Annotated in this window: 9 protein-coding genes and 1 tRNA gene; 4 read left to right on the top strand and 6 right to left on the bottom strand. The window is 38.0% G+C overall.

Annotated features, from left to right (window positions below):
- Window positions 1–6 precede the first annotated feature (6 nt).
- From AC1DDK_RS22500 to AC1DDK_RS22480, 5 genes are all read right to left on the bottom strand, one after another.
- Window positions 7–924: a sialate O-acetylesterase gene (locus AC1DDK_RS22500; RefSeq protein WP_337717639.1), complete on the bottom strand. Its 918-nt coding sequence runs from the start codon at window positions 922–924 to the stop codon at window positions 7–9.
- A gap of 211 nt (window positions 925–1135) precedes the next feature.
- Entirely contained in the window at window positions 1136–5263 is a 4128-nt protein-coding gene (locus AC1DDK_RS22495; RefSeq protein WP_337717637.1) for a hybrid sensor histidine kinase/response regulator transcription factor, read from the bottom strand.
- Between the two features lie 293 nt (window positions 5264–5556).
- A complete protein-coding gene (locus tag AC1DDK_RS22490) occupies window positions 5557–6660 on the bottom strand; it encodes an endo-1,4-beta-xylanase (RefSeq protein WP_172659103.1) in 1104 nt (367 codons plus the stop codon).
- A 151-nt stretch (window positions 6661–6811) separates the two neighbouring features.
- Window positions 6812–8491, bottom strand: a complete 1680-nt coding sequence (locus AC1DDK_RS22485; RefSeq protein WP_477634069.1) for a glycoside hydrolase family 43 protein — start codon at window positions 8489–8491, stop codon at window positions 6812–6814.
- A gap of 671 nt (window positions 8492–9162) precedes the next feature.
- Window positions 9163–9236, bottom strand: a tRNA-Ala gene (locus AC1DDK_RS22480).
- Between the two features lie 218 nt (window positions 9237–9454).
- On the opposite strand from AC1DDK_RS22480, the gene AC1DDK_RS22475 reads away from it, so the two are divergent.
- The 3 genes from AC1DDK_RS22475 to AC1DDK_RS22465 are packed head-to-tail and all read left to right on the top strand — an operon-like array spanning window position 9455 to window position 12044.
- Complete coding sequence (locus AC1DDK_RS22475) at window positions 9455–10162, top strand: DUF2490 domain-containing protein (RefSeq protein WP_172659069.1); 708 nt, start codon at window positions 9455–9457, stop codon at window positions 10160–10162.
- A 44-nt stretch (window positions 10163–10206) separates the two neighbouring features.
- On the top strand, window positions 10207–10947 hold the full coding sequence (locus AC1DDK_RS22470; RefSeq protein WP_172659068.1) for a head GIN domain-containing protein: 741 nt from the start codon (window positions 10207–10209) through the stop codon (window positions 10945–10947).
- Window positions 10947–12044: a serine hydrolase domain-containing protein gene (locus tag AC1DDK_RS22465; protein ID WP_172659067.1), complete on the top strand. Its 1098-nt coding sequence runs from the start codon at window positions 10947–10949 to the stop codon at window positions 12042–12044. Before AC1DDK_RS22470 ends, AC1DDK_RS22465 begins: the two co-directional genes overlap by 1 nt.
- 25 nt (window positions 12045–12069) lie before the next feature.
- Here AC1DDK_RS22465 and AC1DDK_RS22460 read toward each other — a convergent pair whose 3' ends face one another.
- Complete coding sequence (locus AC1DDK_RS22460; protein ID WP_337717489.1) at window positions 12070–13824, bottom strand: ATP-binding protein; 1755 nt, start codon at window positions 13822–13824, stop codon at window positions 12070–12072.
- 406 nt (window positions 13825–14230) lie between these two features.
- On the opposite strand from AC1DDK_RS22460, the gene AC1DDK_RS22455 reads away from it, so the two are divergent.
- Window positions 14231–15421, top strand: coding sequence for an ROK family protein (locus tag AC1DDK_RS22455; protein ID WP_246269352.1), 1191 nt, complete (start codon window positions 14231–14233; stop codon window positions 15419–15421).
- Window positions 15422–15459 lie beyond the last annotated feature (38 nt).

Genomic DNA, 15459 nt, shown 5'->3' with positions numbered 1-15459 from the left:
AGCGGTTTATTTCCTATGAACTATTTTTAAATTACTATTTTTTGAACTGTCATCTAGTAATGACAGCATTTTGGTAGCGTAGCGTTTACCCAACTCTCTATATCCAGCGGCGTTAAAATGTAATTTATCCGCAGCAGCCGTACATCCTTTTGACGAGATGACATATGAATTTAAAATGGTCTGAGGCAATTTTCCAATCGTGGTATTCATACCCGCACAAATACCCCCCTGATCAGCATGCACCATTTCTCCGACGAGTAATGGTATTGAGTTTTCTTTGAGGTTCAAATCTCTCAGCAAATTATCATAAACAGCTTTAACTTTCTCTACCCATAATGTGTCACCCGTATTAGACTCGCCCTGATGTAACAGAATCCCCTTTATTACCCCTTGTTTTTGGGCAATTTCTGCCAACTCAACTAAACGCCCATAGGGATTCCCTCCATATTGATTGATCATTCCGATCATCCACCCTGGAGCAGTAGCGCTATAAGATTTGTACCCTTCCTTATCAAATAATTCAATTTTGCACCCACCAACTGCAACATTAATCACTCCCACTTTTATATTCTTGGGAAGATTAGAAACCATCGTTTTTCCAAAATAATCAGCTGGCGTTAAACCCGTATTGCACCTGCTTAAAGGGGGCATTGCGGTATACCAGTTTCCCTTCCTTCTGTTAAGATCAAGGCAGTCCACTGCTTGCAATACTTTGAAACGATTACTTATGCTTATTGTATCCTGAGCTTCGAATTTGGCATTCCCCTCCATATTAGATTGACCAAAACACAGATAAATATGAAAATCCTTATCTTGTGCGTAGCTTTTATTTAAACTTAGCAGAAACATAATCAAAAAGAGACCAGCTCTCTTTATTTTCAATGTGGATGAACCAAACACTGAAATATTTTTACTTCTCATCATGATAATCGTTATTGTTGTTAAACCAGCCCTACCTGTTCTATAACCCAGTGCATATGAGCAAAGACACATGGTTAAGCGTACCATAAAACTATATCATGCAGGCTCTTTTACAGGGAAGTTTTGGACATTATTGTAGCAGAAATGTTATAGCAATAAAATTTATGGTAGAAATACGGGCTGCGTTAATAAACCGGGATCAAACAATTAAGGTTTACAAGGATTTAACTTCTCCAACCAAGCCAACATCCGCTTTTCGCTTTAAATGGATATATTCAGAGGGCTGCATATTAAATTTGGCTTTAAAAGACTTTGCAAAATAGTTTGGTGTAGCAAAACCCACCATATAGGCAATTTGGGAAACATTCAAATCACTTTTTTCGAGTAACACAGTGGCCTTGTCCAGCTTAACAGACCTGATGTATTCCACCGGAGATTGTCCGGTTAATTCCAAAATTTTGTGGTATAAGGATCCCCTGCTCATACCAACATGTTTGCTAAGGTCTTCAACAGAAAGTTTAGGATTATTCAGATTTTCTTCAATGTACAAGGCAACCTTATTCAATAACCTGTCGCTATGCGATTCTATGATCAATTCGGGTGCCTGAACCTTGATCTGCTTGGTATAAGTTTCTTTGAGTGTCTTATTCAGTGCCAGGAGATTCTTAATTTTAGCATTAAGAATTTCAAAATTAAATGGCTTGGTCAAGTAGTCATTAGCACCTGTTTTCAGCCCTCTGATCTGTTCTTCTTCGCCAGTTAAGGCTGTCAGCAATATGATCGGGATGTGATTGGTTCTTTTATCTGACTTAACTTTATAGCACAACTCAATTCCATTCATGTAAGGCATATTGATGTCACTTACGATAACCTGAGGATGATGTGCCAAAGCCTGTTGCCACCCTTCCTGTCCGTTACTGGCCTCATAGATCCTATAAAAGGGCTTTAAACCGTCTTTAAGATAAAATCTAAAATCCTCGTTGTCCTCTACCAATAAAATTGAAGGGATTTCGATACTGACTTGGATTTCTTGCTTAGCGCCGGTGGCTTCCTGCCCGTTTTCGGATCGCGTTGGGCCCGAAAAATCCAACTCCAGTTCATCGTCAGCCATCGTTGTTGAAAAAGGAAGGTTAATGATAAAACTGCTTCCAAGCCCAGGTTCACTTTCAACAACTATATTCCCGCCATGCATTTTAATAAATTCCTTGGCAATGGACAAGCCAATGCCACTTCCCTGATTCAAAATGGAGGCTGTGGTATCGATTTGAAAAAACCGTTCAAATATTCTTTCTTTATTTTCCCCAGAGATGCCAATACCCGTATCGGAAACCCTGATCATAAGACAAGATTCAGTGCCGATGAGCGGATCGTTTTTTTCTAATTCCACGGATATTGTACCACCAACCGGAGTAAATTTAAATGCATTAGACAGGAGATTGAATAATACACGTTCTATTTTATCCTGATCAAAAGAGGTATAAATACAATTGAAGCGGCTCTTAAATAAAAGCTGAATCTGCTTCCGTTCACTAAGGTCATTAAAGGGTTCCAAAACTTCTTTGATAAAGGAAACCATATCTCCATCAGAAAGGTTTAACCTTAATTCCTGGTCTTCCATTTTCCGGAAATCCAGAATTTGATTAACCAGATTGAGCAAGCGTCGGGTATTTCGTTTGATCATATTTAAAGGGTCGGCAATTTCAGCAGCTCTCTTTTCCGTCAACAGTTTGTCAATAGGCCCGATAATTAGCGACAGCGGGGTACGGAACTCATGACTCAAGTTGGTGAGAAATTTGATCTTCAGTTTATCTAATTCGCGTAAGCGTTCGGCCTCCTTGCGTTCCTGTTCAATTAGCTGCTCTGCTTTCATTTTTTCCTGAATCACCGCAAATTTCAGTTTGAGCTTTTGAATTCCCCTGTGCCTGATATAAAGAAGAGTGCCTACAGCCAAGCAGAAGTACAAAACATATGCATACACGGTGCGCCAGAATGGTGGCAGTACATGTATTTTTATTGCGGTTTCGCCAGCGTTCCAAAGCCCATCGTTATTACTGGCTTTTACATGAAAGACATATTCACCCGGATCAAGATTAGTATAAGAAGCAGATTTAGAAGTCCCCCCATCGACCCATTCATTGTCAAAACCCTCTAAGCGGTACAAATATCTGTTCTGCTCAGGCGCGGTGTAGTTTAAACTTACATAGCTAAGGGTAAAATTTTGCTTATAATCCAGATAAATATCCTTTACAACTGAAATATGCTCCCTAATCGGACCATCTGCTGAGGCTACAACTGAGGCATTGGCTACTTTCAGATCCGTAAAAAGGACTGACGGCACGTTTTTATTTTTCTTAAAATACTGGGGGTTAAAATAATTAAAGCCATCGGCACCTCCAAAATAAATATCCCCGTCAGAAGAAATGAAGCCTGCTCCCAATACAAAATTATTGTTCTGTACACCATTGTAAATGGTGTAGTTGGTGAATTTATTCGTTTTACGGTCAAAGCTGCTAATTCCTTTATTTGTGCTGACCCATATTCGTCCCTGCTTATCCTCCACTATTGCATAAACAGTTGCATTGTTCAATCCATCCTTTTCAGAGAAAGTGATAAATTGATTCTTACTACGATCAAATAAGCTCAGGCCACCGCTAAAAGTTCCAACCCAGATATTCCCCAGGCGATCTTTCATTACAGACAAAGTAAGGTCATTGGGAAGCTTACTATTTGCCTTATTATGAACAACAAATTTGTTGCTGTCAGGATTATATACGGCAATTCCAGAGCCATAAGAGCCAATCCAGATCTGGCCACTGTTATCTTCTTCAATAAACCTGATAAAGTTATTTCCGGGATAATCGTGCTCATTTATGGCTCTCGGATTATTACAATATTTCACCAGCACTTCGTGGTCGGCACCTATCACATTAACCCCCCCGCCGTTCGTGCCCACCCAGATTTTGCCTTTCTGATCTTCCTTAACACAAAATATATCATTTGAATTCAGTGCATCCGGACGATCATGATGGGTAATCTGCTGAAATTTTCCGGTTTTTAAATCCATGATCACCAGGCCACTTGCATAGGTTGCGAGATACAATTGCTTAGACCTGGTTATTTCCATGTTCATGATCGAAATATTGCTTAGGGTAGCCCCGTTTAACAAAGGAAAATTAAACCTTCTAAATAGTTCGGTTTTTCGATTGAACAAATTAAGTCCCCCACCATCTGTTCCAACAAAAATCTCGTCATTGTTATATTCAGCAAATGAAGTAACGATAGAAGCATTTAATCCCTTCAAATTGAAAATATTACTTTGTTTTAATTGAAAAAGATTAAGATTGGTATCGTATTTATTGACCCCTCCCCGGTATGGTCCCAGCCAGTAAATACCTTGATTGTCTATATAAATGCAATTTATTGACCTCCCGGTAAGGCTGTATATATCCCTGGAATCTGCATTGTACCTTTTAAAAATCCCAGTTTTGATATCGAGAATACTTAAACCATCATCCGTCCCAACCCAAAGCTGACCAGTACTGTTCGCCGCTAGACTCATCACAATATTATTGCTTAATGTATTTACATCCTTGCTGTTATGTCTGAAGTTTTTAAATCCTTTTCCGTCTGGTTGTAGACGGCTGAGGCCATTTTTTGTGGCAAACCATAAATTTCCGGTGGGATCTTCTGTAATCGACGACACATAGTTGTCACTTAGACTTGAAGAATCCGAAGTGTCGTTTTTAAAATATTTAAATGAGTTACTTTGTCTTTCGTATAAATAAAGTCCATTGTCAGATCCGATCCACATTCTGTGTTTACTGTCTTCATAAAGACAGTTGAGCACGATAGAAGGAACTGGTTGCCGGAGGCGGGGGTTGATCGCTAACTTCGTAACTTTTTTAGTCTTTGGATCAAGAACATCTAAACCACCATAACTAGCGACCCATACTTTCCCCTTATAATCGCTATAAATTGCACGTACATTGTCGTGACTCAGGCCTTCAGGTGTATTTGCTGGAAAAGTGATAAAGGAATTTTTCTTCCTGTCATATAAACTCAGGGAACCTCCGGAACTTCCGATCCATAGGTTTCCTGATTTGTCTTCATGCAATGCCCGGACATCATTTGCTTGTATTCCAGAGGAATCATCAGACTTATATTTGTAAACAATGAAGTTGGTCCCATCAAATTTATTCAATCCGTCCTCGGTCGCAAACCACATCAATCCGTATCGGTCTTTTAAAATTGCATTGACCATATTGGATGAGAGTCCATCTTTTGTTTTCAATGCAGTAAAGTTCACTTTTTGCCGTTGTGCATATCCTGCTGAGAATGTCAAAAGCAAAAAGAAGAAACAAAAACAAAATTTCTTAAAAATAGCCTGGTTCAACATGGTCTTTGGTTACCTAAATTTATTTAAATAAGTATACCAGACAGCATAAATTTGGATCCGCTCCAAATTAAATAACTGTTAAGCGCTATAATTCCGATTGATATTTATCCTTCAGCGGAAATGGTTACAAGTGGTATATTTGGTTTCGTTAACGAAAGTAACAACAATATAGACATCCAATGGCAACAAATGTCTTTTTTTTGGCTACAAAAGTTTAAAATAGTGCGCTGGAAATTGAATCATTTAAAGTTTATAACTTCAGCGTAGGCTTTTTTTCGTTGAAGTTTCTGATCAAATAATAAGGGATAGTTCTTCCTACCCTGTACCGGATAATAGTCAAGCCAACTGTACCGGTCTGAAACATTCCAGAACGTCACACTGGTAATGTGCTTCTTGTATTCCCTAAAGATTCGGAAAATTTTGGCGTACTGATCAGCTTGTTTTTGTTCCAGCTCTGGGGTCAAATACTCAGTTTCTCCCTCCCTTTTTTGTCTTTTATGTTTTTCCCATGGATAAATTGACATGTCGAGTTCTGTAAAATGGATTTGTAAACCTAAAGATGAATACAATTCAATTGCCTCACGCAATTCTTTTTCAGATGGCTCAAAAATTGACCAGTGGGCTTGCAACCCTACCCCATGAATAGGAACTTTTTGCGCAATCAGCTTTTTGAGCAGCCGATAAATTTTATCGCGTTTAACCGGTCGCTCTGTATTGTAGTCATTGTAAAAAAGTAAAGCATCCGGATCAGCAGCATGAGCATATTCAAATGCCTTTGTTATATATTCTTCACCACATATCTTATACCACAGGGAATTTCTGATAAACTCGTCATCAGCATCGCCTATTGCTTCATTGACAACATCCCATGCGTAAATCTTTCCCTTATATCTTTTCACCACTGTAGTGATGTGCTCTTTAAGGCGCTTAAGGAGCACATCCTTTGTAACAAGATGACCCTCTTTGTCCTTAAACATCCAATCGGCAACTTGCTCATGCCAGCATAAATTATGTCCGCGAATCTTTAGCCCGTGATTTTGAGCAAAGTTGACTATGGAATCTGCATCACGCCAGAAATAAAAATCCTCATGAGGATGTATGGCTTCCATTTTCATCGCATTCTCTGGGGTGATGCTGTTAAATTCTTGTAAAAGAAGTTTCGCTTCATCGCCCGATAGAGTTTTGCGGCTCACAGCAACACCGATAGGAAAGTAATCTTTGTAGTAATCCCTAAGTCCTTTAATAGTCAAAGGCTTTTGACCAAATGTCCCGCAACTTATCGAGACTCCCAGAATAAGGAGGACCAATGCCAGTGTCTCTGTCTTTAATTTATATATTTTCATGTGATTTAAAATAGGTGCCAATGGCTATTGAGGTCTCTCTGCGAGTTTTTGTAGTCTACCAGAAAACGGCTAATCATTTTCTGTCGATGGATGCTTAAATAAAGCCATAGTTGTTTTTATAAATCCATATTTAAGGTTCCTAATCAATTAGCTACTTTTTAAAGGTACTGTCATTCCCGCTATAGTCAAACCACTTATAGATGGCCTTATTGTCGGTGATTTGCCCATCAGCTGTAGCATACATACCATATAATACACCAACAAAGCCCTTTGCAACGGCCGTACTTAAATACTTACCGTCAATTTTATCGGCTAAGGGTTTCCATTCATTTTCTTTCAAAGCATACCAAAACGAGTAAACATCGCGTTCGGAATTCACTTTAAAATATGCAGTCTTTTGAAAAGACGGTAGGGCAACCTGCTTTAACAAATCCATTTTATCAGTGGTGGGATTACCTTTGAACAATTGAATTACATCTTTACCATTATCGTGGGATTTGCACATAAAGTAGAAGTGGTTTTCATTTTGAAAAATCACTATTCCAGCTTTTTCATTGGCCAGTTTAGTGGAAAAATTCATTTCGGTTGAGGCCGAACTTGACAAGTGTTGCTGTCTTCTTCCAATAAAAGCAGGATTTCCTTTTTCTAAAATTGTCTGAGGAAGCAGCTTAATCGTAAGTGCATTTTTATTTTCTTTAAAATTATACCATGAGGGATTGTGTGTTCGTAAAAATAAAAACTCGGTATTAAGGGTATCTTTAAATGGAACTCTAAAGTTAAAGTTTMCGGTAACCGGCAATTGATTGTTTTGCTTATCTTCTTTCCAGTTCACTTTATATTCATATTGCACTTCTTCATGGTCTGGATTTATAATTGGCCAATCGGCTATCCATTTTACAGGGGCTATAAACGTTTCCCGGCCAGTATTATAAAAGTCTCCTTCATAGGGACGCACGCCTAAAAAAACAGCGTAGGTATTCCCATCTGGTCCTTCTACCAAATCTGCATGACCAACTGATGATATAGGATTTTTCCGCTTAGGATCCAGATGCCTTTGAGTCAAAATAGGATTCTTTTCATAGGGTATGAAAGGACCCCGGACATCTTTACTCCTGAAAATTACCTCTGAATGGTTCACACTGGTTCCGCCTTCCGCAGCCATTAAATAATAGTATCCGTTTCTTTTGTAGATGTGGGGGGCTTCGATCCAAACTGGTTTTTTACTGATGTCAACGCCACCATTTACCAAGATTCTTTCACTTCCCAGGGGTTTCAAAGTAGCAAGATCCAGTTCGTAGATCTTCACCGTTCTGTGCCCGCTGTACAATGACTTATATTCAGGGGGATCGCTGTTGTATATGATAAAGACCTTGTCATCTTCAAAATATAAAGAAGGGTCAATCCCCCTCACCTCTTTAAGGTAAATTGGGTCACTCCAGGGCCCCGCTGGGTTTTTAGCTGTGATTATAAAATTGCCTCCCTTATCAATATTGGTACAGGTAATATAAAAGATCCCTTTATAATAATTTATTGCTGGTGCAAACAAACCTCTGGAAACCTGCTGACCCATAAAATCCATTTGTGACGGCCGATCGATTGCGCTGGTAATTTGCTTCCAGCTTTTAAGATCCTTACTATGAAATACCGGAATCCCTGGAAAATAAACAAAAGTCGAGGTGACCATATAATAATCCGTTCCGACTTTACATATTGCCGGATCTGGATAAAATCCTGGAAGAATTGGATTTTCTAAAGTCATTTGTGCCCTGGCATCCGAAAACAATGTTATCAGTACGATTAAATAAGAGAGGATAATGTATTTTTTTTGCATATATGATAAATTAATAAGCCAAAACTAGCTCAATAAAAAAAAGAACGTGGCCTCATTTGTTGAATTTAAGGCTATAAATGTTTGCATTGTGCTATGACATTTCTTCAATCTTTATGTTTTTCTCCCACCTGATCACGGGACACCACTCCAAGCAAATTAGACATTTTTCATAAAAGATTGTAGCAAAGGACTGCAACAAGTAATAAACCTCAAAAATCTGTTTTGTAAAAAAAGTTCAGTCACGAGATTATTGCCTTCCCTATTTATGACGTGCCCAGACTTTCCCATTGGTATAAAGGCAGGGTTTTAGGAGATGCTGCACATGGCATTTCTCAGCATATTGGGCAGTGAGCATCGTTAGCATTGGAAGACACGGTTGTAGTTGCCGGTTTGTTCAAACTACATAAAGACTACAGTACCGCGTTTCAGGCTTTTCAGTCAGAGCGCCAGCCCTGAGTAGAAAAAAAGTAATAAAAGTACCAGAAAAGTAGGTGATACAGCTTGACTGGATTTATGGTTGGACTTACTCACATAAAAAATCCTTAACATAGTTCGTCCTGCTATAGCTTGTCATTAGGTCTTATCCGTCTATAACTTTACAGTTGGTCTGATACGGGTTTCGCTTTAAATTAAAAAAGCCTCTCAGAATTAACTGAAAGGCTTTCTAAGGGTGGAGAATAGCGGAGTCGAACCGCTGACCTCTTGCCTGCCAGGCAAGCGCTCTAGCCAGCTGAGCTAATCCCCCTTGGCTAATAATAGTTCGAAAACTACCAGAGTGGGGCAAAAGTAATTAATTTTAGAAACCTTACAAATTAAATAACGAAATAGATGAATTAAAATCAGATAAGCAGAGTCTGGATATAGTTTTGAAAACTAAAAGAACAGCCTCTAATAGAATAAGCTTTTATAAATATTAAATTTTGTTCCTATTTTAGCAACACACACAAATAGAACAATATTTTTATGCGCCTTTCCTTATTTCTACTCGCTGCATTAAGCCTATTTTGCACCGCCGGTATTGCCCAAACCATACAACAAAACAGCGGTTGGTTATTCTTAATGAACACTACTAAAATAAATAATAAATGGGGTGCCCATCTTGATGTTCAACTAAGAACGGCTGACAACTGGGACCAGCTAAGAAATTTCATGTTCAGGCCCGGCTTAACCTACTATATTAATAATAAAAATGAAGTGACATTAGGTTATTTGTTAAATGAAACTCACACCCAGTTAATCGGCACCAATGATAACAAGTTGACTGAGCATAGGATATGGCAGCAATATATTTATAAACATAAAATCAGCAAAATTCTTACCAGTCACAGGTTTAGAACAGAGCAACGTTTTATAGAAAGAAACGGAACAGATGATCTTTTTTCACAACGCTTCAGGTATTTTTTAAGATTTATTGTGCCACTAAAAAAAGGTCAACAGGATTTTGAAAAAGGACCATTTGTAGCCTTACAAAATGAGGTGTTTCTAAACCTTCAAAATAAAGACGAACTAAACGGCCATGTATTTGATCAAAATCGTGCCTACGCCGCAGCGGGATATAGATTAAGTAAAAAGGTGGATATTGAAGCTGGCTATCTTAATCAAACTTCTAAGGGGCTAAACTCCTCTACAATGAACAACGTAATTCAACTAGCTCTTTACACAAGGTTTTAGACATTAATTCGTTTATTAGACATATAAAATTTAAAAAGATAAAGATGAAGAAGACATTTCTATTTGCCGCCTTATTTTGTACCATTGGGTCCAATGCAATTTCTAAAAATAATAATTCAGTCTTCCCTCCTTTTGCTAAGATAGATGCCTCTTCTTTTGACGAAAGAAATGTAAAAAACTTTACCGGTGTTGCCGCAGGTGGGCCTATTAATGTGGTGATTAAAATGGGCAGTACCGAAAGCTTAAAATTTGAGGGGGATGCAGAGGCAATTTCTACATTAATAAGTGAAGTTAAGGGCAACATCCTGGTAATTCGCCCAAAGAACAGCTGGACAAGCTGGGCAAAAAAATATGAAGGTAAAACAATTACTGCATATGTAACGGCAAAAGACATCACAAGTTTAACCATGAGCGGWAATGGAAGCATAATTGTATCAGGCGCATTAACCAGTGGAGAATTTACATCCACGTTAAGTGGTTCTGGCAGCATAAAAGCCAATATTGATGTAGATAAGCTAACGGGCGTCATCAGCGGTTCTGGCAACCTAAACATAAGCGGTAAAACAGATGCAGCACAAATTACCATCAGTGGATCAGGAAATTTAAATGGGAAAACCCTAGTAACCAATAGACTATCAACAAGGATTAGTGGATCAGGTACTGTTAGCATTAAAACGGATGGCACCATTAAAGCATTTATTAGTGGTTCTGGTAATGTTTATTACAGTGGAAATCCTACAATAGAAAAAACCGTGATTGGATCTGGCGGAGTAAGCGAACTGTAATGAAGCAAATCTTATCAGTTTTTATTCTTCTTTTTCTATTTTCCCCGTCAAGGGGGCAGGATTTAGCTCATTTTGCTGATAGTATAAGGGTTAAAAATGAAATACCCGAGCTAAGTTACGCTGCTTTTACGGCCGACAGCGTACTAGTGAAAAACGTATTGGGCTTTAGAAGATCTGATGTTCAAAATAATGAAACAAAAGCCAACACTGATGATTATTTTCATTTGGGGTCAAATACAAAAGCAATAACAGGTTTTATTGCGGGTTATCTGGTAGAAAACAAAAAGATTAGCTGGGCCACAAAGTTTTTCACTTTATTCCCGGAATGGAAAAAAGATGCTAACCCTGCATTTTATGAAATCACGTTGCTCGACTTATTATCGCACAGAGCGTTCATTAAACCCTATAACAGCGGGACAGAGTTTCAATCGTTACCCAAATTTACCGGCACCAAAGATGAGCAGCGTAAAATGTTTGTAAAATACCTGATCAATAATGACGCGCTGGAAAAAAATAATGAAACCTATAATTATTCTAATGCTGGCTACAGTGTTGCCACTGCCATGCTTGAAAAAGCTAGCGGAAAAACATGGGAACGGCTACTAGATGAAGTCCTTTCAAAAAAACTTCATTTAAACTATAAATTGGGATGGCCTAACAGAACTGATGTAAATCAGCCTTGGGGGCATTGGATTGAGAACAACAAGTTAACTCCCCTATCTCCTCATACAGATTACAATTTAAATCTTATTGAACCAGCTGGAGACATCAGTATGCCTATCAGCGATTATATTAAATTTGTTCAGCTAAACTTGTCGGGATTAAGGGGTAAGAATAATCTTTTAAAGTCAGAGACTTATAATTACCTGCATTATGGATTAAAGGATTATGCTATAGGATGGCTTAATGTAAATAAACCCGACAAGCATTCATCTGAACACGCGGGTTCTGCGGGTACATTTTACTGTTATACTTTGATTAACAAGGATAAAAATGTAGCTTATATCATTATGGCCAACTCTTCAACTGAGAATGCTTTAGATGGAATATTTAAGCTTCTGGAAAAACTGATAAAAACAGTTGAAAAAGTGAAATGAAGATAAAAGGGCAGAAATTAGACTATTATAAGGAATTAAAGTTTGCTATACGTTCCTGAACAATTTGCAACTTCACTTTTAATTCCTCGGGCTGAAATGGCTTGCTTAAGTAATCATCCATTTTGCACTCTTCTATTTTCTCTCTTACCTCATCGGAGGCTGAGGCTGTAAGTGCAATGATATGAACATTTGATTTAGTGGAATCAGCAATTTCTCTAATCATTTTAGTTGCATTATACCCATCCATCACAGGCATATTTAAATCCATTAGGATTACATCGAAATAGTTTTCATTAGCTAATCTAAATGCCTCTTCACCATTTTCAGCGATTACAATTTGAGCATTCCAGGTGGACAACAGCTTTTTCATGAACAAGATATTCATTGCATTATCCTCGGCGAGAAGGATTTTTAGCTGATCAATATTTACCTCTTTTTGCTTAATTTCTTTAACTGTAGTAGTAGTTAGCTCCGTTGTTGCATATTTAATATCAAAATAAAAGCGGGTTCCTTTACCCACCTCACTATCTATCATTATTTTACTACCCATTTGCTCTAACAAATGCTTTACAATGGAAAGGCCTAATCCTGTACCTCCAAAATTTCTGGTAATACTTTTTGATGCCTGTAAGAAAGGTTCGAAAATTATTTTTTGCTTTTCAGGACTGATGCCCATACCTGTATCTTTAACTGAAAACCTAATAACAATACCATCCTGATTTTTCCTTCTTATTATGGCACGTACCTCCACCATCCCCTTTTGGGTAAACTTAATGGCATTACTTACTAGATTAAAGATAATCTGGACAAGCCTTGTTGGGTCCCCAATTACTTGTTGCTTTCCAATTTGGGTATCTATTTGAACATGATAATTTAATCTCTTTTCTCCAGCCTTTGCTCCGAACCCTGCGCAGGCATTTCGAATCAGAGTTGAGATATCAAAAGGAATCGATTCCAATTCTATTTTCCCTGAGTCTATTTTATTAAAATCTAAAATATTGTTTATCAACGACAGCAAACTCTCGGCAGAGAACTTAAGCACATCCAGATTTTCTTTTTGCTCTTTATTTGGTTTATCATTTAGTAAAACGTTTGACATTCCAATCACAGAATTCAGGGGCGTTCTTAGCTCATGTGACATCGTTGAAAGAAAATCTGTTTTAGACTTAACAGTAAGCTGTAGTTCTTCATTAAGTATCTTTTTCTCATTTAGTGTACCATAGAGGACGGTATAAAAGTAGTAGTGAGATGCTGCTATGGCAATGAAATTAATTCCTATTATGAGTATGGCAATGGTATGATTATCATATTGACTATTAAGAACCGTAAAGTCGCTTCCACGATTAATAAGTGCTAAACACATCGATACGGTAAATATTGAACAGTAAAGGATACCCCACCGGCGACCAAGTCCATAAAAGCTAAAGGTCATTGCCATAAAAATATGCTGCATTATTGGAATGCTTATTTTATGAAAAAATAAATGCCTCATGACATAGCTGGTAATTGCTATTAACGCAACGTGTATTAATATTTTTACAATATCTGGTCTGGAGAGTAATAGTTTAATTACCACAATTGAGACGAGAAATGAAATTGAATCGCCAATAAGTTTATCGTAGCTATGACTAATTAAATGATCGGTAACTGATAGTGCAAGTTTTGGGAAATTTAACAGAAAAACAATGAATAATACCGTTATTTTGGCTCTTTCAATAGGATCCGAGACGTTCAGCAACGTTCTTTTGAGGGACCAGTTAAATATAGATAAATCGTTCACTATTAGGCGCTAATAAGATTCTAAAGATACCTATTTTAATGGAATAACCATATCACCCCGCCCGAGTAGAGTATCGGTGGTGAGTAGGAGGCCCGATGTAAGCCCGCAGCTCCGTTAAAAAAGGCTCGTCTTGTAAAGTGGATCATACAGTAAATTGAACTGGTTAGGCCCCCTAATTGGTGGATGCGATAAATATACTAACAATTATCCTTGGAGATAATAATTTTCATTATTTTAGACAACGCAAAGTGCTGGAACGATTGAGCTGTCCCAAATTGCACGATGCGTGTTCACTTATGAACAATAATAACCCAATAATAAATTAAACGGCTATCCTTAGTCTTATGCGCATTAATATTTTAACTGGCATACTCTTGGCTCTACCGGCCTCTGGAAAACATGTATCATGACTGCAACAATTAGAAAATACCACATCTTAAGAAAAGAAGTGATCAAACAGCTGTATTACAGCAAGATGCTCACCTTAACTGAACTAAGCTCTCTTAGTCATAAGAGCTTACCTCTAATTACCAGCGCAGTGAATGATTTGGTAAGAGATGGTTATGTTCTAGAACACGGCCTTGCCCCCTCAAGTGGTGGTCGCAGGCCCTTGACTTTTTCATTGAATCCGCAAAAACAAATGTATATCATCGCTGTGGCTATGGATCAGCTGGTAACACGCATGGTTATTTATGATTTGCTAAACAAACCTCAAAATATAACTTATACACTCCCACTCAACTTGGTGGAAGATACTGATGCATTAACCAAATTAGTCCAGTTCATCAAATCAAACATAGCACTTTCTGGAATTCCTTCAGAACAGCTCCTTGGAGTTGGGATTGGAATGCCTGGGTTTGTGAATGCAGAACAGGGAGTTAATCATACTTTTCTTAAATCCACAGACGAAAAAAGCTTAAAGGATTATCTAAAGAAATCAATTGGTTTACCGGTATTTATTGAAAATGACTCTAGCTTGATTGCCTTCGCGGAATTGAAATTTGGGATTGGGAAAGGCTACGATGACATTATGGTTATAAATATTGGCTGGGGAATAGGCCTTGGAATGATCATTAATGGAAATCTTTTTAAAGGACACAATGGTTATGCGGGTGAATTTAGCCACATACCTTTATCTCAAAGTAACAAATTATGCTCATGCGGCAAAAGAGGCTGTTTAGAGGTAGATACCTCTTTATTGGTTCTGGTTGAAAGGGCACGATCTGAAATGGCAAATGGTATAAGTTCCAGTATGGAAAATTTATTTAAAGATGAATCGAGGTTACAAGGAGATCATTTTCTGGATGCGGCAAGAGCGGGTGATCCTTTAGCACTCTCTATACTTTCTGATGCTGCTTTTTTAATAGGAAAGGGGATTGCTACACTTATTCACATTATGAATCCGGAACTTATAGTTTTAAGTGGTCGGGGTGCGGCAGCTGGTAAATTTTTAATGGCTCCAATACAACAAGCTATAAATGAATTCTGCATCCCCAGATTAGCTGACCATACAGAAATAAAAGTTTCGAATCTTGCATCACAATCTGAACTTTTAGGTGCCGCAACTCTTGTAGTGGAAAATTGCGATTTCGCCTAATCAAAACTACTGCTTTAGGTATAATTGAAAAGGGAGTT

Source organism: Pedobacter sp. 05T44, from assembly GCF_056395985.1.
The sequence above is the reverse complement of the archived record's forward strand: the minus strand, read 5'-3'. Positions and strand labels throughout refer to the sequence as shown.

Coding starts and splice junctions, on each gene's coding strand:
- AC1DDK_RS22500 (WP_337717639.1), bottom strand. CDS start 924: ATGATGAGAAGTAAAAATATTTCAGTGTTTGGTTCATCCACATTGAAA.
- AC1DDK_RS22465 (WP_172659067.1), top strand. CDS start 10,947: ATGAAGCAAATCTTATCAGTTTTTATTCTTCTTTTTCTATTTTCCCCG.
- AC1DDK_RS22475 (WP_172659069.1), top strand. CDS start 9,455: ATGCGCCTTTCCTTATTTCTACTCGCTGCATTAAGCCTATTTTGCACC.
- AC1DDK_RS22455 (WP_246269352.1), top strand. CDS start 14,231: ATGACTGCAACAATTAGAAAATACCACATCTTAAGAAAAGAAGTGATC.
- AC1DDK_RS22490 (WP_172659103.1), bottom strand. CDS start 6,660: ATGAAAATATATAAATTAAAGACAGAGACACTGGCATTGGTCCTCCTT.